Source organism: Pedobacter cryoconitis (assembly GCF_014207135.1).
Taxonomy (GTDB): domain Bacteria; phylum Bacteroidota; class Bacteroidia; order Sphingobacteriales; family Sphingobacteriaceae; genus Pedobacter; species Pedobacter cryoconitis_D.
The window spans coordinates 194,867-215,496 of record NZ_JACHCC010000006.1 but is presented as its reverse complement, the minus strand read 5'-3'; the positions used below and the strand labels follow the sequence as shown (position 1 = coordinate 215,496).

The following is a 20,630-nucleotide window of genomic DNA, read 5'->3' as shown; positions in this document are numbered from 1 at the left end:
TTATAATAATTACCTAATACTAACAAAATGATAACAGTCTAACCTTATTCTATGAAGGGATTCATTTTATTTTATGCAGAATCCCTCATGCTCCACAAATTTTTTCTAATTTCGCATTGAAATGGAAAATTTTATTGTCTCGGCCCGTAAGTATCGTCCAGCAACGTTTGAAACTGTTGTCGGACAAAACCACATTACCGGAACTTTAAAAAATGCAATTAAAAATAACCAGCTTGCCCAGGCCTTCCTTTTTTGTGGCCCGAGAGGTGTTGGTAAAACGACTTGCGCTAGGATCCTTGCCAAGACAATCAACTGTACCAATCTGACTCCTGAAACAGAAGCTTGTGGTACATGTGAATCATGCATTTCTTTTCAAACAGGTCATTCCTTCAATTTTCATGAGCTGGATGCTGCATCAAATAACTCTGTAGATGATATCCGCAGCCTGATTGAACAGGTTCGTATCCCGCCACAGGCTGGTAAATACAAGATTTATATTATAGATGAGGTACACATGCTTTCTGCAAATGCCTTTAATGCATTTTTGAAAACACTGGAAGAGCCACCTTCTTATGCCATCTTTATATTGGCAACAACAGAAAAACATAAAATCCTGCCTACTATCCTTTCCCGCTGTCAGATTTTTGATTTTAACAGAATTCAGGTAGATGATATTTCTGGTCACCTGAATAAGATTGCCATTCGTGAGCAGATTACTGTGGAAGCCGATGGTTTACATATCATTGCCCAGAAAGCGGATGGTGGATTGCGCGATGCACTTTCCATGTTTGATCAGATAGTTAGTTATACAAATAAAAACCTGACTTATAAATCTGTTATTGATAATCTGAATATTCTGGATTATGATTACTATTTCAAGTTGACCCAATATTTGAATACCGCTGATGTAAGTCAGGCCCTGATCCTGTTTGATGAAATTCTGAACAATGGTTTTGATGGCAACAACTTTATCAACGGACTGGCAAGTCATTTACGGAATTTATTAGTCAGCAAAGACCCTCAGACAGTCAGACTACTTGAAGTCAGTGAGAATATCAAACAAAAATATATCACCCAGAGCCAGCAGGTACAGGTATCCTTTATCCTGACTGCACTCAATTTAGCCAATCAATGTGATCTTACTTATAAAAACAGTAAGAATCAACGATTACAGGTAGAGCTGGCGCTCATTAAGATGTGCCATATACCATCGGTTCTGCAACTCGCACAGCTTCCTTCTACACCAGCAACTGACATAGATCAGACTAAAAAAAAAACTGATGTAAAAACCGCTCCTGCAGTAAATATGGAAAGGCCTGAGCCTCTGCCATCTCCTGTAGAAAACCCGGTTAAAACCATAGAAACGGCCCCAAAGCCCGTTTCATCTGCCCCACCTGTTATTCCGCCTGATACCGCCCGCGTTGCTGTAACACCAAATCTGAACTCTGTTAATAAGATTGCACTCAAACCGAATCCTGCCGGGAGCATGACCGGAGGAACATTAATTCCTTCTCTGAATGCACTGACAAATGCAGCGGGAGCTATAGATAGTGATGAGCCCAAATTTGTATTTGGGGAAGATAAAGAACCTTTCACTTATGAACAGTTAATGGTTCTCTGGAAAGAGTATGTACAGAAAGTTAAAGAGGAAAATAAAATCAACTTCTATACTATTCTGACGACCAATGATCCTGAATTAACCAAACCAGATCAGATTACAGTTTCTATCACCAATCTTGCTCAGGAAAGCATCCTGCAAAATGAACTGGTTGAATTCCTGAATTTTCTGAGAACAAGACTAAAGAACTTTAGCGTAGGTATTGTCACCAAAAAAGTCGAAAATAAAATTGAAAACCGGTTGTACACCAGCATTGAAAAATACCATTATCTTTTAGAGAAGAACCCTAAACTGGAAGAAATGCGTAAAAGGCTCAATCTTGACCTCTTACCTTAATTTAGGCTCGTCATTTACCGGATAGCCTTCTTCATCCAGATCAGGACGGTCATCTTCAGCTGTTCTGGCTAAAAACTCGTCTTCGGGATCCACTTCTACTATATTTCCATGATCAATATGCATGGCCTGGTTTTCCAGTTCAGCCTTTCTTTTCTCTGCCCAGCTGGCATATTCATCACCGATATAAGGATTAGCCTCGTCATAAGCTGAATTTTCATCACCCCCATTCGCAGCCGTAGTATCATAAGGAAGCGGATGATCATATTCCTTATCAGACCCTTTTACATCAAGCTCATAACTGTTTTTATCTTTATCAAAAGATAAGTCGTTAAAATCTTTTGTCTCTCCAAGGTCAGAATTGTGCAGTTTATCCCCAGATCCTGTACCGCTACCAGTGTTATTTGTATCCGTGCCCATAGCTCAATGTTTTATGTCAGTATAACGTTACTTAATCTTTATTTGTTTTTGTAATTTACGCCAAAATGAGGCGATAAACTCAAAATTTATATCTTTGTTTTTTTAATAAGTAAAAATTGAAACCATAATATGTCTGTACAAAAAATTAAAGTAGACCAGCCAGTTGTAGAGTTAGATGGTGATGAGATGACCCGTATCATCTGGAAATTCATTAAGGATAAACTGATTTTACCTTACCTTGATCTTGATATTAAATATTATGATCTTGGTGTAGAATACCGTGATGAGACTAATGACCAGGTAACAATAGATGCTGCTGAAGCCATTAAAAAATATGGTGTAGGTATCAAATGTGCAACCATTACTCCTGATGAGGACCGCGTAAAAGAATTTAATTTAAAACAAATGTGGAAATCACCAAATGGAACTATCCGTAATATCCTGGATGGAACTGTTTTCCGTGAGCCAATTGTAATGAGCAATGTTCCACGTTTAGTACCAAACTGGACTGCCCCTATCTGTATCGGCCGTCATGCTTTTGGTGACCAGTACCGTGCTACTGATTTAGTAACTAAAGGTAAAGGTAAACTGACACTGACATTCACACCAGAAGATGGTGGAGAAATTCAGTCGTTTGACGTGTATAATTTTAAAGGTGATGGTGTAGCTCTAGCTATGTATAACACAGATGAAAGTATCCGTGGTTTTGCACACGCTTGTTTCAACCAGGCATTAATCAAGAAATGGCCTTTATATCTGTCTACAAAAAATACTATCCTTAAAAAATATGATGGTCGTTTCAAAGATATCTTCCAGGAGATCTATGAGAATGATTTCTTAGCTAAATTCAAAGAAGCAGGCATTACTTACGAGCACCGTCTGATCGATGACATGGTAGCTTCTGCATTGAAATGGAATGGTAATTTTGTATGGGCTTGTAAAAACTACGATGGAGACGTTCAGTCTGATACAGTAGCTCAGGGATTTGGTTCACTGGGATTAATGACTTCAGTACTGGTTACTCCAGATGGAAAAACAATGGAAGCTGAGGCTGCACATGGTACAGTGACCCGTCACTACCGTGATCACCAGGCTGGAAAACCAACATCTACCAACCCGATTGCTTCGATCTTTGCATGGACCAGAGGATTGGAATTCCGTGGTGTTTTAGATAATAACCAGGCACTGATCAACTTCTGCCATGCTTTAGAGCAGGTTTGTATTGAAACTGTTGAAAGCGGAAAAATGACTAAAGATTTAGCTGTTTGTATCCATGGCAATAAAGTAGAACACGGTAAACATTACCTGTATACTGAAGAATTCTTAGCAGCGATTGACGAAAACTTACAGTCGAAATTAGCTTAATAGATTTTTTATAATAGAAGCCCTGTTCTTAACGGACAGGGCTTTTTTGTTATCCAGGCATACCGTCATGTAAATAGTTTCCTACACATTAAAAATATATTTTTCTCCAAACCTCCTTTTAACTAACTTGTTATACCAAAAATTGAACTATTGATTATGAAAAAATTCCTCCTTCTCCTCAGCGCTGTACCTATTATGCTATCCTGTAATTCTCAGACAAAAACTGCTTCCTCCAAAGTTGACAGTTCTGGTACAGATAACACTTTAAACTTACCTGCTCCGGATACCAAGGCTTCAAAAACCAATTTCAGTAAAGTTATAGGTTGGCCCGAAGGTAAAACACCAGTTGCACCGGCGGGATTTACCGTCACTAAATTCGCAGGGAATATCAAGAGTCCAAGAAACATTTATATTGCACCCAATGGAGATATACTGGTCGTGCTTTCCAATTCTGAACGTAATACCAAAGAAAAGATAGCCAACGCACTAAGTGGTAAAGATAAAGCCGAAGTAGGTGGTTCAAGCGCGAATACAATACTCCTGTTCAGAGATACCAATCAGGATGGCAAATTCGATTTACAATCCACCTTTCTCTCCGGCCTTGATCAGCCCTATGGTGTATTAATTATTGGCAATTCATTTTATGTAGCCAACACAGATGGCCTGTATGTATATCCTTATCAAACAGGCGATACTAAGATTACTGGTAAAGGCAAAAAAATTGTGGACTTACCGGCAGGTGGATATAATAACCACTGGACCAGGAACCTGATCACCAATGCAGATCACTCTAAAATCTATATTACCGTTGGATCTGGTAGCAATGTTGGGGAAAATGGCATGGAGCACGAAGTACGCCGTGCAAATATTCTGGAGGTTAACCCCGATGGAACAGGAGAAAAAATATATGCTTCTGGCCTCAGAAACCCGGTAGGTATGGCCTGGGCACCAGGAACCGGTGTATTATGGACCGCAGTAAACGAACGTGACGGGCTGGGAGATAACCTGGTTCCCGATTATATCACCAGTGTAAAACCAGGTGCCTTCTATGGCTGGCCTTATTCTTATTTTGGCCAGAATGAAGATCCCAGACTGAAAGATCAGCATCCGGAATTAGTCAAATCCGCTATCGTTCCCGATCTGGCTGTTGGTTCACATACAGCTTCCCTTGGCCTGGCTTTCTATACGGCCGGTAAATTCCCTGAAAGATATCAGAATGGAGCTTTCATTGGTCAGCATGGTTCCTGGAACAGATCAGAACTTGCCGGTTATAAAGTGGCTTTCGTTCCTTTTAAAAATGGGAAGCCTTCTGGAAAACTGGAAGATTTCTTAACAGGTTTCATTGCCGATGCAGCTAAAAGCGAGGTTTACGGACGTCCGGTAGGTGTAGCCATTGCCCGTGATGGTGCCCTGTTAGTAGCCGATGATGTGAGCAGTACAATCTGGAGAGTGGCAGCTAAATAGATGAAGTTAACTTTAGCGCTTGTCTTGTTTGCTTTTATTTTACCGGCTTTTAGCCAGACCAGACAGGACACTACAAAATTAGAAGAGGTTATTATACGTCCATATTTCACCCCACAGCCCTTGTTGAGAACAACAGGGGCTGTGGGCATTATCGACCCGGTTACTATAGCGCTGCAATCCGGCAGTTCATTTGTTCCTGCCTTCAATACGGTATCAGGGGTAAGGATGGAAGAGCGTTCACCAGGAAGCTACAGATTATCTATACGGGGAAGCCTGTTACGATCACCTTTTGGAATCAGAAATATTAAACTCTATTTCGACGGGTTCCCAATTACAGATGCAAGTGGCAATACTTATCTCAATGCCATTGATCTGTCCGGGGTCAGGAATATTGAAGTCTTAAAAGGCCCGCAAAGTAGTATTTATGGTGCAAATTCAGGTGGAGTAGTACTGATTAACCCCAGTGTTCCGGCAAATGACAAACCCAGCCTGACCTTCAATCTCACAGGCGGTTCCTTCGGTCTGTTTCAGGAAAACCTGAACCTCGGAAACAAATGGAAAAAATACATGGTTAATATCACCCAGTCTTATCAGAAGAGTAATGGTTATCGTAATCATAGTGCGATGGACCGGAAGTATTTTCAGTTAAACCAGAAATGGGATTATTCATCCGTTGCCAGTCTCTCTTCCTTATTATTTTATAGTGATTTACATTATGAAACCCCCGGAGGATTGACAGCAACTGAATACGGGCAAACCCCTGAAGTTTCAAGACCTGCGGCCGGCAATGTCAAAAGTGCCGAAGAACAAAAAGCAGGGATATACAGCAAAACATTTTTTGCTGGTGTAACTAACAACTGGCAATTCAGTCCGCACTTCAAACATATATTTTCTGTTTTCACTTCCAATACCGATTTCAAAAATCCGTTCCTCACCAATTATGAACACCGGAAAGAATTAACATTCGGTGTCAGAACTTATGTGGAGTATGTGGAAAACCTAAAATGGCTCGTCTGGCGATTCAATTTAGGATTGGAAGCCTCTAAAACAGCCTCCAGCATCGTTAATACAGATAATAATTATGGAAATCCTGCTGCATTACAGGCTTCAGATCGTATAAAATCAGCAACTAATTTTAGTTTTGCACATTTAAATGTGGATATCTTTCAGAGATTAAACTTAGAGTTATCCACCAGTGCGAACCTTTATCAATACAATTATGAACATCTCGGTCCCATTCCCGGGCCTAAAAAAAATAAGGGTTTTGATTTACAACTAATGCCCAGAATTGCGCTCTCTTATCTGGCCCTTAACAATCTTTCTTTACGCGCATCCCTGAGCAAAGGATACTCTCCTCCTACCATAGCAGAAGTCAGGGCATCAGACAATATAATCAATACCTCTTTACAACCAGAGCGTGGATGGAACTATGAAACAGGTGTCAGATACCAGACAGAAAGCAGGAGATTCGTACTCGACCTGACTGGTTTTTATTATCATCTGGAAAATGCGATTGTCAGAAGGTTAAATGATAACAATACTGAGTATTTCATTAACGCAGGCGGAACAAAACAGTGGGGACTGGAAGCTTCCTTGTCAGCCTGGCTCATCCCTCCAAACAGTTCAGCGACTATCCGGGGTTTAGCGCTGAAAAATGCATATACATTAAGTCATTTTAAATTTGCGCATTACACCAGTGGCAGCTCAGACTTCTCAGGTAAAGATTTAACCGGTGTTCCCAAAAATGTAGTAGTCACCTCCATTGACTTACGGTTGCCGAAAGGGCTTTATATTTTCCTTCAACATAACTACACCTCTGAAACTCCCCTGACAGATGCCAATACAGTTTACGCTAAGGCTTACCATCTTGTCCAGGGCAAAATCGGATGGAGTGCAATAAAGATTGCCAATTTCCCTGTAGAAATCTTTGCGGGTGTTGATAACCTGCTTAATCAACGCTACAGTCTCGGTAATGATCTTAATGCCGCTGGAGGCAGATACTTCAATGCTGCAGCAACCAGAAATTACTATGGCGGTCTTAATTTTCGCATTTAATAACATAACCACCTGGGCAGACAACAAAGATCTCCCGGGTGGCTATATCTAAAATGGGTCGCTCACAACTCATATTTATCTATAATCTCCAGCTCATTGATTACAATCTCTGTTGTATATCTCTGATCCCCGTTTCTATCGGTATAACTCTGCGCACTCAATTTTCCTTCAATACGTAACGCCGTACCTTTCTTCACCGTCTCCTCTACCAGTTCTACTTTGTGATTCCAGAAAATCAGGTTGAACCACTGCGTCTGATCTATCGCCTCGCCCAAACTATTTTTATAGAACTCATGTACACCAAGACTTAACCTGGCCATTTTTTTCCCTGTGCCGAAGGCTATAACAACCGGATCCGTACCTGCGTAACCTGTTAAACGCACACTATTTTTTACTCTATCCATATTTTCATAATTAATTACCAACAGCAATACTGCAAAGGCAAATATGAAAATAGAACAACCACCAATCGTTTATTAACCGTTTATAACCGGTTATTTCTGAAAAATGTTTTCCGGATATTTTAACCACAAATCAGGAAGAACGAATTAATTTAACCCGATGAAACCATCATAAGCATACCGCTTACAAACAGCAATAAATATGCTTATGATAGCTTCATCACCGTTAAAAACAATATATATACCGATGAAATATTGCCTGGACTGTGGAGATGCGGTAAATGGACGTGCAGATAAAAAGTTCTGCGGTGACCATTGTCGCTGCAACTATAATAATTCAATTAATAAAACCCGCAACGATAGTGTGAAACAAATCAATCGCATACTTAGAAAAAATGCTGGTATTCTTGAAAACCTGAGCCGTCAGGGCGTCGAGATAACTACTATTCCTACACTCAGGGCCATTGGATTTGACTTTACTTTCTTTACACACCGCCTGAGTGACCCGGCAGGAAAAGTCTGCACCTTTTGCTATGACTATGGCTATATTGAGCTGGAAAAGGAGAAATTGAGTATACGAAGGGCTCCGGAAGGCAAATCCTGAAATTGGAATGACACGTTCTTGCCATTTAATTGTCCATTATCATTTAGGTTTAGTACATTGGTCTATCAATCACTAGACCTAACCTTAATGAGTTTTTTAACCGCTGAATGGAGAAAATTAGCTATCGCTAACTATGCCGTCAATCAAGATCTATTACTTCCGTATTTGCCTGCAGGTACAGAGCTGGACATTTGGAATGACACCTGTTATGTAAGTTTAATCGGCTTTCTTTTCAAAAACACAAAATTACTGGGGTTCAGTATCCCCTTTCATGCTAATTTTGAAGAAGTGAACCTTCGCTTCTATGTAAAATACAAAGATGGTGATACGACTAAACGTGGTGTAGTCTTTATTAAAGAAATCGTACCTAAATTTGCACTTTCGGTAGTTGCCAATACAGTTTACCACGAGAATTACGAAACTATGCCAATGACCCACCGCTGGTCAGAGACAGAAGAGGAACGCGAAGTGGAATATAGCTGGAGAAGTAAAAATGAATGGCAGGTCTTTAGCGTAACGGCAAACAAGGCGCTATCAGAAATTTTACCTGACAGCGAAGCTGATTTTATTACAGGACATTACTGGGGCTATACCAGATGCAGCGATTCGAAGACAAACGAATATGAAGTTAAACATCCCAAATGGGCACAATATAAAGTGAGAGACTTTAAAATAGCCGTAGATTTTGCACACACCTACGGTCCGGAGTTTGAATTTCTGAATCATCAGCAACCAGTATCAGTGATGCTCGCAGAAGGTTCAGATATCTCTGTCGAAGGCAAAAAAGGAATTCAGGGTTAAAAACCCTTTTAAATATTTATGATAGCTACAAATAATCTTCAGTCGTTGCCCGGCAACAAAACATTACAATCCGCCTGCAAAGCTATGGCTGTGCTAGATGCTATACTTTGTCAGGATTGGGTATACCGGTATTATTCTTACAACAGCCAGTGGAGCGAAGGAGAAGAGTTTTTTGAAATGCGTAACGGAGAGGGGGATCAGTTATTAGCCCTTTTCAGGGATGAAGGAGCAGTGATTAACGGATATTTTTCAGAAGCAGAACAGGGAGAGAAAGATAAATTAACAGATCAGCTTCCTGAGGTATTTCATGAGTTTATTTTTGGAGAACCGGTAAATTCGGCCGGAACAACCTTCTGTATATGGCAATTAAATAGTACCCCATGGGCAACAGGAATTCCGGCAGCTCATGACGATCATTCCGAAGAGCTGCTTAGTCCTTTGGACGGAGAACCTGCAACTTATGTTAAATGGGCTTCTGACTATTTCAAAGGAAGCTATAAAGAAAGTGGAATTCCTTTAGAAACAGTAGCCCGGATTTTTGCACAGGAACCGCTGACAAAGGAAATGGTTTTATCCATAGTTGATAACCTGGAAGACTGGGATCTGTTAACAGAAGACTTGATAGAAATTTCATATCCGTATCATATAAATCTGTAAATCAGGCAATCGGCGTGAAGAATATTATCTTTGCGCCCAATGAAGATCCTGAAATTAATCACCAATACAAAAACAAGTCTGATCACACTCTGCCTGGGTGGCATTAGCCTGGGAATGACAGAGTTTATGATGATGGGCGTATTACCAGATGTAGCCAGAACACTTAAAATCAACATCCCTGCAGCTGGAAACCTGATTTCAATTTATGCATTAGGTGTAATTATCGGCGCCCCGATCATGGTCGGTATACTGGGTAAATATCCTCCTAAAAAAGTACTGATCGGACTGATGATTATGGTTGCCGCCGGTAATATATTATTCAGTCTTGCTCCTACCTATGGGCTACTCCTTGCTGCAAGGTTCCTGGTTGGTTTACCACACGGTGCTTTTTTTGGTATCGGAGCTGTAGTAGCCAGCAGACTTGCTGACCCTGGCAGTGAGGCTAAATCGGTTTCAGTAATGTTTGCCGGTCTAACGATCGCTAATATTATTGGTGTTCCGCTGGGTACATTTATCGGCCATAACTTAAGCTGGAGACTCTCATTTGTCGTCGTTTCGGTCATTGCCCTGATTACTGCAGCAAGTATCAAACGCTGGTTACCGGTCTTAGCTTCGCAATCGGAAACTAAGTTTTCTGACAGCCTTAAAGTTTTTAAAAAACCCGAACTCTGGATCATTATAGGAATCTCTGCCATTGGCACCGGAGGTCTGTTTGCCTGGATCAGTTATATCGCCCCACTGATGACCGAAGTAGCACATTTTGGCAGTAATATGATTACACCTATTATGGTTGTTGCAGGTCTGGGCATGGCCGTAGGAAATTTCATCGGTGGCCGTCTGGCAGATAAATTCTCTCCGCTTAAAACAACCCGTTATTTATTACTGTCCATGATTATTACACTGATCCTGGTTGCCTTGCTGAGTCATTTTAAAGTAGCTGCAATCCTGCTGACCTTTGTCACTGGTGCATTAGCCTTTGCCGTCATTGCACCGATGCAGATGCTGATGATTGGTGCTGCTAAAGGTGCGGAAATGCTGGCTTCTTCAGCTATGCAGGCCAGTGCTAACACAGGAAATGCATTAGGAGCTTTTCTGGGAGGCCTGCCAATACTCGCCTATGGTTTTACATCACCAGAATATGTAGGCGCAGCATTGGCCTTCGGAGGGTTTTTACTATGTCTTCTGCTCACCTGGAAATTCAGTACCAAACCTAAAATGAAAACTGCTATTGCTTAGCAGTTTTCATCGTTATCTCTTCCGGTTTTCCTCTTTTAAAATACATAATAACCAGACCGGTCAGAATGAAAGGAATACTCAGTAGCTGTCCCATATTCAGGAGCAGCCCTGCTTCGAAAGCTGACTGATCTTCTTTGATAAATTCAATACCTATTCTGAAACAGAAAATCAGGAAGATGACCATTCCAAAATAAAATCCTGAAGATTTCGGATACTTCCTCATCATCAGATAAACTGCCACAAAAATTAAAAGGTAAGCAATGGCCTCATACAACTGAGCAGGATGACGGGGTATATTATCATCTTTCAGAAAAACAAATGCCCAGCTCACATCAGTAGGTTTTCCAATAATTTCTGAATTCATCAGGTTTCCCAGACGGATAAAAGTACCCGCCAGCGGTACAACCAAAGCAATCTGATCTAACAGGAACCATAGTTTCAATTTGAATTTTCTGCTGAATAAGATCAAACTCAGCATAATACCTATCCCTCCTCCATGACTTGCCAGTCCCTGGAAACCTGTAATACGAAAATGCGGGCTAAAAGTAACAGGCAGGATAATTTCAAGGGGGTGATGAGAGTAATAATCAAAATCGTAAAAAAGACAATGACCTAAACGTGCACCGATCAGCGTTCCCAACACCACATAAATGGTCAGCGAATCCATCAGCGCGACATCAATGCCATATTTGATAAATTGTTTTTTGACTACGATATAACTGGAAACGAAAGCAAGCAGAAAGAACATAGAATAATACCTCAGGGCAAAAAAACCCAAATCTATCAACGAATCACCCGGGTTCCATATAATTGTAGCTATACTCATATCTGTCTGCTTAAAATGTTAGTATCCGCAAATATAGATCATATCTGCACATATGCAATAACGTTGCAGGATTGATGTTAAGCTGAGGATCATTATTAACCATCAGAATTGACAATTTGTAAAGCAAAACCAGTATAAGAATAGTGCTTTGGTTCGGACTTTGTTCGGACTTGGTTCGAAGATCGTTCGAAGATCCTTCGAACGGAACTGAAGAAAGTATGGATAATCTTCGAGCTGTTTACCTGCCAGATCAAACTCTGACTCAGAGACCTTCCGACTGACTTAGTACTCTTCTAATCTCACGAAACACCATAAAAAAAGAGGGTACCTTTTGGGCACCCTCTTTTTCAAATTTATAAGATTAAGATTAATCGTTCTGCGGACCGATATTTTTGTTCGCGTTCAACTCATCTCTTGGGATAAACCATTGCCATCTTACATCACCTGCCGGAACCACCATTACTCCCGTAACCGGAGCCGAAGGAAAATTCGTCGCTAAATTCCTGTCCAATCCAAGATTTAAACGTTTCAGGTCTAACCATCTCACGCCTTCACCCCAAAGTTCAGTTCTTCTGTTGGTGATTACTTCAGTAACTAAATCTTGTCCCATATTGACAGATTTAACAGCGCCTGGATCTCTTTTTGATACAAAAGCAAATAATGCACTCTGTCCATTTGCATTATCACCTGATGAAGCATAGGCCTCGGCAAGAATCAAATACATTTCAGCAGATCTCATTAAAGGCACATCACCTAAACTACTTCCAGCAGTCAGTTTAACAGAGAATTTTCTACTCATATAAGGCTGCCTTGCAAATGATGTAGTAGGTAAGGGGAAGTTTGTTGCCGTTGGAGCTGGTTCCCACATTTTCTTACGTACATCAGTTGCCGAAATCTGATTATATAATGCTGCGTTTATTCTTTTAGGATTTCCTCTCATGAAAGAAGTATTTGCATTATAAGCAATCTGAGCATAATATGATCCGAAAGTATCATCCTGATCTACTGTTGGCATAGAAGCCCACATGTATTCAGCTAATCCGGCATTATTGAATCCTGTTTGATATTCAGCAGGCGTCATTAATGTGAATCCACCATTATCTACTATATCTTTTGCAAATTTAATAGCATTAGGGTAGTCCTGCATAGTCAGAGCCACTCTGGCTTTCATTCCTTTGGTTACCCAGATACTCACGTGACTTTTATTGTACACACTAGTGATATTTAACGCTATTGCATCATCCAGATCTTTATTAATCGCTGCATAAACGTCCTCAACTGTTGCTCTTGGTTTGTTGGTATCTTTAGTAGAAAGCATTAACGGAACGCCTGGCTGTACATTAGGTTTTGCAGCTGCGTTATAACGTTTTGCAAATAACTGAACCAACCAGTAATGCGCATATGCTCTAAGCGTAAGCGCTTCTGCTTTGATTCTCTTTTTATCCGCATCCGGACCTGTAGCTGCATCCACGTTTTCGATGATCATGTTGGCATTCGCAATCATCCTGTAATAAGTACGATACCCATATACTAATATCTGATTGGTCTCATTTCTTGTAGTACTATAGGAAGCTTCTGAAGAAAACCAGTTAGTTGAAGAGATATGAAGGTCATCTCCCATGAAATCCTGGAGCAGCATAATTCCGCCTACACCCGGTTTATTTTGGGCATTACTGCTAATCTCAGTTGTTCTTTGATACATATAACGATAAATACCATTTAAAGCTACATCTGTATTTGCCGTAGTCGTGAATATCGCTGAATTATCAACTGCATCAGTCGGGTTGGTATTCAAGTAATCCTTTTTGCATGATGAAAGGCCTAAAGCCATAACACCAGCAAATAATAATATATTTTTATTTTTCATAATTAATCTCCTTTTACAATGATACATTCAGACCTACACTGATCATTCTGCTTGGAACGTATGTGGTACTATTTGTACCATCAAATGATTCCGATGGATTCATCCCTTTTCTTTTTGAAATCAGACCAAGATTCTCGCCAGAAACAAAAACTCTTACATTCGACACGTCCATTTTACTTAACCACATTTTTGGCAGTTTGTAAGACAAGCTTGCATTACGAAGACTCACATAAGATGCGTCAATCAACCATCTGCTCGATGCAGCATTCAGAATAGGGTTTCTTGCGATATCCAATCTTGGAACATCTGTAATTGTATTTGTAGGAGTCCATGCATTTAAAGCATCAACATGTAATGCGCTACCATAAGCAGTACTCATTAAACCAGCATACTGACTGTCATAGAATTTACCACCAATCTGATAAGTAATCAGGAAGGAAAGAGAGAAATTCTTGTAATCAAAAGTATTGGTAATTGATCCCATCAGATCTGGAATTGCTGAACCAGAATAATCGAATTTAGCATAGTTATTGTTAACAGTATAAACCTGACCATTGACAGTTCTTAATTCTCTTGTCTCACCATCCTGTGGTACGTATAATGACGAACCATCAGTAGGGTCAACACCTCTCCACTGGCGCAAATAGAAATTATAAAGATCTTTACCAACTTCTCTGCGTTTATTTCCTGACATAATAACAGGCGTTTCTGGAGGCATTTTGGTGATTTTATTTCTCAGCATAGTCCAATTGGTCATTACATTCCATCTGAATGCTTTACCTCTGATCGCATCTCCACCCAGTTGTAACTCAATACCCTGGTTATTCATATTACCAATATTTTGAGTAATTTTCGAAACAGGATCAGATAGAGGTTGAGGAACATCAAATAATAGATTAGTTGAGCCCCTTCTGAATAAGTCTATTCCTCCGTACAATCTGTTTTTGAAAAGTGAGAATGATGTACCTATATTAATTGTCGTATTTTGCTCCCATTTTACATTAGGAGTTGCGGCTGATAATAATAACACACCAGCTTGGTCACCATTGTTCCATCCAAGATCATATAATGCCTGATACTTGTAATATGCAGGGTCACCGTTATCCTTAAGTAAACCATCATTACCAACTACACCATAAGAAGCTTTCAGTCTTAATTCATCAATCCAGCTTACCTTACTCAGGAATTTTTCTTTCGAAAGTATCCATGAAGCACCAAATGAATAGAATGTCCCCCATCTTGACTGCGGTGATAACCTTGAGGTACCATCACTTCTCAGGGAACCATCTAAGTAATACTTATTATCATAATTATAAGAGACACGGCTTAAATAAGATTCAAGTTTATAGTTCTCTATATAACCATTAACATCAGTCGGAGTTACAAAGTTTGGAAATTCTATATTACCGTCCAGAATCTGGTTATTTTTACTTCCGCCAGCTGTTCTGATCTGTAAAGCATAATTCTCATGTCCTGCTAAAACATTAATGTTATTCAGACCCCATGACTTATCATAAGTCAACAATTCATTAATTGTAGAACTTTGCGTGAAACCAGTAGACTTAGAAGCTGACCCTTTACTCGAAACACCATCACCAACAATCCTGTTATAGTAAGTATTTGCGATTCTGTCAATAATATCCACACTTGCGGTTGTTTTGAAAGTAAAATCCTTCAGGAATTTAATCTCAGCGTAAGTTCTTGCATTTAAAGCATTCCTTCTGTTATCGTTAGTGTTCAATAAAGTTTCATAAACCACGTTTCTTCCGGCGTTTGCGCCGATAGGACGGTTAACTGCTCCTGGATGACCACCATAATCATAGTATTGTTCACCAGTTGATGTCAACACCGGGTTACCCTGGGCATCAAATGCATGTACAGGATAGATTGGTCCTATTGATCTCGAAAAGTTAAAAACGTTGCTATAAGCAGCAGCACTACCTGAACCTGCATCTGTTGCAAGATTTGCCTTAGAAATCGATCCGGCTAAATTTGCTCCTACTTTCAACCATGGTTTAACCTGTGAATTAACATTTAAACGCCCGTTAATCCTGTCATAATCAGACTTTTGGATATACCCCTGATCTTTCAGGTAACCCAATGAGAAGTAGTAATCAGATTTACCAGTATTTCCGCCCATACTGGTATTGAAATCGCTTCTTTTTCCAACCCTGCTTAACGGTTTTACCCAATCAAAATCATTATATAATAAGGATGCATTAGGATTTAATTTTCCATCCAGACCAACGATTTTATCATTTGGAACATTGAATGGGTTATAGATTAATTGTGACTGAATTTCTGCCGAAGCTTTTGCAGCAGCAGCTGCAGGCGTAAGTCCTGTACCACTTGCAGGATAGATCAGACTGTTAGCCATTGCCTGCCACATTAGCGGATAGTATTCCTGCGCATTAACTCTGTCATATTCAGGAATACCTCTTTGAGAAATTCCCTGACTCAGATTAACGTTTAATACATCTGTACCAACTTTACCTTTTTTGGTTGTAATAATAATTACACCATTTCCAGCTCTTGAACCATACAATGCAGTTGAAGAAGCTTCCTTTAGTAAGGAAATACTTTCAATATCATTTGCATTGATATCAGCTAAAGCTCCATCGTAAACAGCTCCATCCACCACATACAGAGGTGCGTTAGCTGCTGACATAGAACCAAAACCACGGATCCTTACTGACGATCCTGTTCCTGGCTGACCATTACCTGCGTTCACAGAAATACCTGGCGCAACACCAGCTAAAGCATTAGATACGTTGGTAATTACCCTGTTGTCAAGGTCTTTTGAGCTTAATGTCGCTACCGAACCTGTAATCGCTGCTTTTTTGGAAGTACCATAAGCGACAACCACAACTTCACCAAGTTGTTTAGAGTCAGAAACTAATTGTACACTAATAATATTAGAAGTACCAATTGCTTTTGTCAGGATAGCATACCCGATAGAAGTGAACTGTAATTCTTTTGCATTTTCAGGAACCTTAAAAGTGAACTTACCGTCTGACGCAGTACTTGTTCCGATATTTGTTCCTTTTACTTTTACCGAAACACCAGGCAGAGGCAGGCCATCGTCTTTTGCGGTAACTGTACCAGTGATAGTTCGTTGTTGGGCCATTGCAGAAACTGCAAAAAGCATGAACAAGAACAAACTTTGTAGAAGTTTTCTCATGTAGTTTATTTTAGTAGTTAGGTTAAATAATAAAAGTCCAAGATATTCGTTCGAAAACGTTTTTGCAAACAAAATTTAACATTAATTAACATTATTCTTACAAAACAGTCAAAATACGTCAGTTGATGTAACCACTTAAATACCTAATTATAAGTATATTACAATTTAAAAATCCAATTTTAATGAAGATTTAATCTCACATGAAAAACCAATCAAAAATGCCTCGGTACAAATGCCCGATGACCAGAAATTGAACTCAAATTAATTCTATCTTTGTAATAGCCAGCCATTATTGGCCCTTCCAATTCTTTATGGTTAATCAGGACAACACTTCTTTTTTTCGTAAACAATTCACAGTTTTACTGGTTCTCCTTTTTAGCCAGATGAACTATGCATAGCAAATAGTTAAGAAAACGGCCATACTAATCGGCATATTTTTAATTTCAATTGAATAAAACATATTAAATACGCGTCAAATAAATTAAATTTCTAAACAATTAATACTGATATATCCGACAAAAACTTCCATTATATCCAAAGAAGCACGCCACAAACCACTGACGTTAAGGCTACTTACTGGTTCCGGATAGAAATCAAACAAAATAGCAAGGCTGATAAAAAAACCTGCTTGATTTTATTGACCAGACTATCGATCACGTCCCCGGTATCTTTGAACTCCTGTTTACCAGAGAATTGTTATTTGTAAAGGTTAAGGCCCCCAGGTTAAAGAAATTAATTCTATATACTATAACTTTGCTATTTACATAGAAATCTGACACAAAATCCAGGTTACTAATTTTTAATATAATTAACATTGTCCTCCCGGAGCTAGTATAAATACAACCTCCATTATTTAAGCCCATACTCATTAATTTACTTTACATGTATTTAAGAAGAAACCTCTCTGTCCTCCTATTGCTCCTTACAGGAGGATTAACCAATGCCCAGACCAGCAACACTGCTAAAGTAGAAAGTATGCTAAAAAAGATGACCCTCGAAGAAAAAGTTGGTCAGATGGCTCAGATTACACTGGATGTCATCGGAAAGGGTAAAGATCGCTTTACCAGTGATGAGCCATTTTCTCTGGATGAGAAAGCAATGCAAAAAGCACTCGTTCAATACAAACTGGGATCTGTTTTAAACACCTCAAACAACAGAGCAAGAACTCCGCAGGTATGGTACGATATCATTACTAAAATTCAGCAGTCTGCCATGAAAGGCACTAAAAATGGCATACCCGTTTTATACGGTATTGATGCTATTCACGGTGAAACGTACACTGCCGGAGCGACCATGTTTCCGCAGCAGATTGGTCAGGCAGCAACCTTTAACAGAAGCCTGGTTCATAAAGGGGCAGAAATTACTGCTTACGAAACCCGTGCAAGTTCTATTCCATGGGCGTTTTCGCCACTGTTAGACCTTGGTGCTGACCCCCGTTTTCCACGTCAGTGGGAAAGTTTCGGAGAAGACCCTTACCTGGTTACCCAGATGGGTATACAGGCTGTAAAAGGATTACAGGGTGATAACAATGATGTAGATAATCCAAGTCATGTTGCTGCATCCATCAAACACTTCCTGGGTTATCAGGTCCCAGTGTCGGGAAAAGACAGAACTCCTGCCTTTATTTCAGACCAGGCCCTGAGAGAATATCACCTGCCTTCGTTTCAAGCTGCCATTGCAGCCGGTGCCAAAACCATTATGATTAACTCTGGTATTATTAACGGAGTTCCGGTTCATGCCAATTATAATCTGCTGACTAAATTATTAAAAGAAGAATTAGGTTTTAAAGGTCTGGCAGTAACCGATTGGGGAGATATTGAGAACCTTTACCAGAGAGATCATGTAGCTAAAGACAACAAAGACGCTGTAAGAATTGCCATTAATGCAGGGATAGACATGTCAATGGTTGCCTATAATTACGAGGCTTTTTGTGATGACCTGATCGCTTTAGTCAAAGAAGGTAAAGTTAAAGAAAGCCGTATTGATGATGCAGTAAGAAGAATCCTCCTGGTCAAATATGAGCTGAACCTTTTTAATAAACCAACGACCAATCCTAAAGATTATCCTAAGTTTGGCAGTAAGGAATTTGAGCAGGCTTCTTATCAGGCCGCTGCCGAATCCATTACTTTACTAAAAAATACAGATCAGGTATTACCATTGAATAAACCTGTAAAAATCCTGGTTACAGGTCCTAATGCAAATTCAATGAGAACATTGAACGGAGCCTGGACTTATTCGTGGCAGGGAGAAAAAGTAGAGGAATTCGCTGCAAAATATCATACTTTCCTGAAAGCTATTGAACTTAAAACCGGCAAACAAAACGTGACTTATGTACCAGGGGTAAGTTATAAAATGGATGGCAAATATTTCGAAGAATATGCAGATCAGCTGGATGCCGCAATCGCCGCAGCTAAAAATGCTGATGTCGTGGTGCTTTGTTTAGGAGAGAATTCTTATACAGAATCTCCTGGTAATCTAAGCGATCTTTACTTATCCGACTTACAGACTGAGCTTGCCCAAAAGCTGGCAGCAACAGGAAAAAAAATTATACTGGTACTGAATGAAGGCCGTCCAAGAATAATTTCCAAATTTGAGCATAAAATGAGTGCAGTTCTTCAGTCTTATTTGCCGGGTAATTTTGGTGGTGACGCGATAGCTGATATACTTTTTGGTACCGTTAACCCTTCGGGAAGATTACCTTACACTTACCCACAATTCCCCAACGCATTATTTACTTATTATCATAAACCTTCAGAATCCCGCTCTACAACCGAAGGTGTGTACAACTATGATTCGGATTATAACCCTCAGTATATTTTTGGACAAGGTCTGAGTTACACCACATTTAAATACAGTCCGCTCAAACTGAGCACAAGTACCCTGAAAAAAGATGAGATTTTAACAGTTTCAGTAGAGGTAACCAATACAGGTACACTTGATGGTAAAGAGAGTGTCTTGTTATATACTTCGGACCTGGTAGCTACCTTAATCAGTCCCGATGTGAAACGCCTGAGAGCTTTTGATAAAATAGAGATAAAGACAGGTGAAACCAAAACTGTAATCTTCAAAATTACTGCTGATGATTTAGGTTTCATCAACCCAGAAGGTAAAAAAGTAACTGAAGACGGAGATTTCACACTTCAGATAGCTGATCAGAAAATCAACTTCACCTACAATCAGTAAAATAACTTATTTGCTCCAGCAGCAAGGTCGATTGGATCTGCTGCTGGAGCAAATAAGTTAAATTATGCCATTAAATGATTCTTTGCCCCGGCTCTTGTGTTAAAGAAACCATATCCTTATTTTTAACCAGCATAACCTTCTAAAATATATCCAGATGAAACGAATCATTTTATTATTCGCCATGTTTACAGGATTTTTCGTAGCATGTAAACCGAATAAGACTCAGGAACAAAAAGCCGACAACCCAGCAAAAGAGTCCGGAACAGACGCAACCAAAGCAAAAACCTGCTACAGTTATATTAAAGATAAAGATACCGTATCCCTCTCGCTCGTTACCGCAGGAACTGTTGTGGCCGGTGACCTGAATTACAATTTTTATGAAAAGGACAAAAACGCAGGGACTATCTCAGGAATAATCAAGGGAGATACTATTATTGCAGATTACTCCTTTCAATCTGAAGGAAGTACTTCTTACAGACAGGTTGCATTCGTTAAAAAAGGTGATCAGCTGCTGGAAGGTTACGGTCCTACCCAGGAAAGTGATGGCAGGAGAGTGTTTACAAATTTAGCAGGGCTTAAATTTGGAGATATTACCCTATCCAAAATAGCTTGTAAGTAG

15 protein-coding genes are annotated in these 20,630 nt (G+C 39.7%); 10 read left to right on the top strand and 5 right to left on the bottom strand.

Translation table 11 applies throughout. The features are described from left to right. Positions 1-121: 121 nt before the first annotated feature. Positions 122-1,954 carry a DNA polymerase III subunit gamma/tau gene (locus HDF25_RS12690; RefSeq protein WP_184625230.1) on the top strand — a complete coding sequence of 611 codons (1,833 nt, stop codon included), beginning with the start codon at positions 122-124 and terminating at the stop codon, positions 1,952-1,954. Here HDF25_RS12690 and HDF25_RS12685 read toward each other — a convergent pair. Beyond that, positions 1,946-2,371 carry a hypothetical protein gene (locus HDF25_RS12685; RefSeq protein ID WP_184625228.1) on the bottom strand — a complete coding sequence of 142 codons (426 nt, stop codon included), beginning with the start codon at positions 2,369-2,371 and terminating at the stop codon, positions 1,946-1,948. The genes HDF25_RS12690 and HDF25_RS12685 overlap by 9 nt on opposite strands. A gap of 129 nt (positions 2,372-2,500) precedes the next feature. Here HDF25_RS12685 and HDF25_RS12680 point away from each other — a divergent pair, with 129 nt between their 5' ends. The 3 genes from HDF25_RS12680 (at position 2,501) to HDF25_RS12670 (ending at position 7,255) form a co-directional block, all read left to right on the top strand. After that, positions 2,501-3,736: an isocitrate dehydrogenase (NADP(+)) gene (locus tag HDF25_RS12680; protein WP_184625226.1), complete on the top strand. Its 1,236-nt coding sequence runs from the start codon at positions 2,501-2,503 to the stop codon at positions 3,734-3,736. 156 nt (positions 3,737-3,892) lie between these two features. Continuing rightward, the gene (locus tag HDF25_RS12675) at positions 3,893-5,200 is read left to right on the top strand and encodes a PQQ-dependent sugar dehydrogenase (protein ID WP_184625224.1); all 1,308 of its coding nucleotides are present in this window, start codon (positions 3,893-3,895) and stop codon (positions 5,198-5,200) included. Beyond that, positions 5,201-7,255 (top strand): TonB-dependent receptor, encoded by a 2,055-nt coding sequence (locus tag HDF25_RS12670; protein ID WP_184625222.1) that lies wholly within the window; start codon positions 5,201-5,203, stop codon positions 7,253-7,255. It begins immediately after the preceding gene. A 62-nt stretch (positions 7,256-7,317) separates the two neighbouring features. Here the strand turns inward: HDF25_RS12670 and HDF25_RS12665 are convergent, their stop codons facing one another. After that, a complete protein-coding gene (locus HDF25_RS12665; RefSeq protein ID WP_184625220.1) occupies positions 7,318-7,659 on the bottom strand; it encodes a single-stranded DNA-binding protein in 342 nt (113 codons plus the stop codon). Positions 7,660-7,903: 244 nt separating this feature from the next. Here HDF25_RS12665 and HDF25_RS12660 point away from each other — a divergent pair, with 244 nt between their 5' ends. From HDF25_RS12660 to HDF25_RS12645, 4 genes are all read left to right on the top strand, one after another. Continuing rightward, positions 7,904-8,260, top strand: coding sequence for a hypothetical protein (locus HDF25_RS12660; protein ID WP_184625218.1), 357 nt, complete (start codon positions 7,904-7,906; stop codon positions 8,258-8,260). A gap of 87 nt (positions 8,261-8,347) precedes the next feature. After that, a complete protein-coding gene (locus HDF25_RS12655) occupies positions 8,348-9,061 on the top strand; it encodes a YqjF family protein (protein WP_184625216.1) in 714 nt (237 codons plus the stop codon). A gap of 18 nt (positions 9,062-9,079) precedes the next feature. Then, positions 9,080-9,718, top strand: coding sequence for a hypothetical protein (locus tag HDF25_RS12650; protein WP_184625214.1), 639 nt, complete (start codon positions 9,080-9,082; stop codon positions 9,716-9,718). A 39-nt stretch (positions 9,719-9,757) separates the two neighbouring features. Next, on the top strand, positions 9,758-10,954 hold the full coding sequence (locus HDF25_RS12645) for an MFS transporter (protein WP_184625212.1): 1,197 nt from the start codon (positions 9,758-9,760) through the stop codon (positions 10,952-10,954). On the opposite strand, the gene lgt is transcribed toward HDF25_RS12645, so the two are convergent. From lgt to HDF25_RS12630, 3 genes are all read right to left on the bottom strand, one after another. Beyond that, on the bottom strand, positions 10,944-11,780 hold the full coding sequence (gene lgt / locus HDF25_RS12640; protein ID WP_184625210.1) for a prolipoprotein diacylglyceryl transferase: 837 nt from the start codon (positions 11,778-11,780) through the stop codon (positions 10,944-10,946). The genes HDF25_RS12645 and lgt overlap by 11 nt on opposite strands. Positions 11,781-12,147: 367 nt before the next feature. After that, positions 12,148-13,647, bottom strand: a complete 1,500-nt coding sequence (locus HDF25_RS12635; protein ID WP_184625208.1) for a RagB/SusD family nutrient uptake outer membrane protein — start codon at positions 13,645-13,647, stop codon at positions 12,148-12,150. A 13-nt stretch (positions 13,648-13,660) separates the two neighbouring features. Next, complete coding sequence (locus HDF25_RS12630; protein ID WP_184625206.1) at positions 13,661-16,828, bottom strand: SusC/RagA family TonB-linked outer membrane protein; 3,168 nt, start codon at positions 16,826-16,828, stop codon at positions 13,661-13,663. Positions 16,829-17,710: 882 nt separating this feature from the next. Here HDF25_RS12630 and HDF25_RS12625 point away from each other — a divergent pair. Further along, positions 17,711-20,011 (top strand): glycoside hydrolase family 3 N-terminal domain-containing protein, encoded by a 2,301-nt coding sequence (locus tag HDF25_RS12625; protein WP_184625204.1) that lies wholly within the window; start codon positions 17,711-17,713, stop codon positions 20,009-20,011. Between the two features lie 154 nt (positions 20,012-20,165). Next, complete coding sequence (locus HDF25_RS12620) at positions 20,166-20,630, top strand: hypothetical protein (RefSeq protein WP_184625202.1); 465 nt, start codon at positions 20,166-20,168, stop codon at positions 20,628-20,630.

Bases quoted from the DNA above. Each gene is read 5' to 3' on its own strand.
- HDF25_RS12690 (WP_184625230.1), top strand. From the start codon at position 122: ATGGAAAATTTTATTGTCTCGGCCCGTAAGTATCGTCCAGCAACGTTT.
- HDF25_RS12685 (WP_184625228.1), bottom strand. From the start codon at position 2,371: ATGGGCACGGATACAAATAACACTGGTAGCGGTACAGGATCTGGGGAT.
- HDF25_RS12680 (WP_184625226.1), top strand. From the start codon at position 2,501: ATGTCTGTACAAAAAATTAAAGTAGACCAGCCAGTTGTAGAGTTAGAT.
- HDF25_RS12675 (WP_184625224.1), top strand. From the start codon at position 3,893: ATGAAAAAATTCCTCCTTCTCCTCAGCGCTGTACCTATTATGCTATCC.
- HDF25_RS12670 (WP_184625222.1), top strand. From the start codon at position 5,201: ATGAAGTTAACTTTAGCGCTTGTCTTGTTTGCTTTTATTTTACCGGCT.
- HDF25_RS12665 (WP_184625220.1), bottom strand. From the start codon at position 7,659: ATGGATAGAGTAAAAAATAGTGTGCGTTTAACAGGTTACGCAGGTACG.
- HDF25_RS12660 (WP_184625218.1), top strand. From the start codon at position 7,904: ATGAAATATTGCCTGGACTGTGGAGATGCGGTAAATGGACGTGCAGAT.
- HDF25_RS12655 (WP_184625216.1), top strand. From the start codon at position 8,348: ATGAGTTTTTTAACCGCTGAATGGAGAAAATTAGCTATCGCTAACTAT.
- HDF25_RS12650 (WP_184625214.1), top strand. From the start codon at position 9,080: ATGATAGCTACAAATAATCTTCAGTCGTTGCCCGGCAACAAAACATTA.
- HDF25_RS12645 (WP_184625212.1), top strand. From the start codon at position 9,758: ATGAAGATCCTGAAATTAATCACCAATACAAAAACAAGTCTGATCACA.
- lgt (WP_184625210.1), bottom strand. From the start codon at position 11,780: ATGAGTATAGCTACAATTATATGGAACCCGGGTGATTCGTTGATAGAT.
- HDF25_RS12635 (WP_184625208.1), bottom strand. From the start codon at position 13,647: ATGAAAAATAAAAATATATTATTATTTGCTGGTGTTATGGCTTTAGGC.
- HDF25_RS12630 (WP_184625206.1), bottom strand. From the start codon at position 16,828: ATGAGAAAACTTCTACAAAGTTTGTTCTTGTTCATGCTTTTTGCAGTT.
- HDF25_RS12625 (WP_184625204.1), top strand. From the start codon at position 17,711: ATGTATTTAAGAAGAAACCTCTCTGTCCTCCTATTGCTCCTTACAGGA.
- HDF25_RS12620 (WP_184625202.1), top strand. From the start codon at position 20,166: ATGAAACGAATCATTTTATTATTCGCCATGTTTACAGGATTTTTCGTA.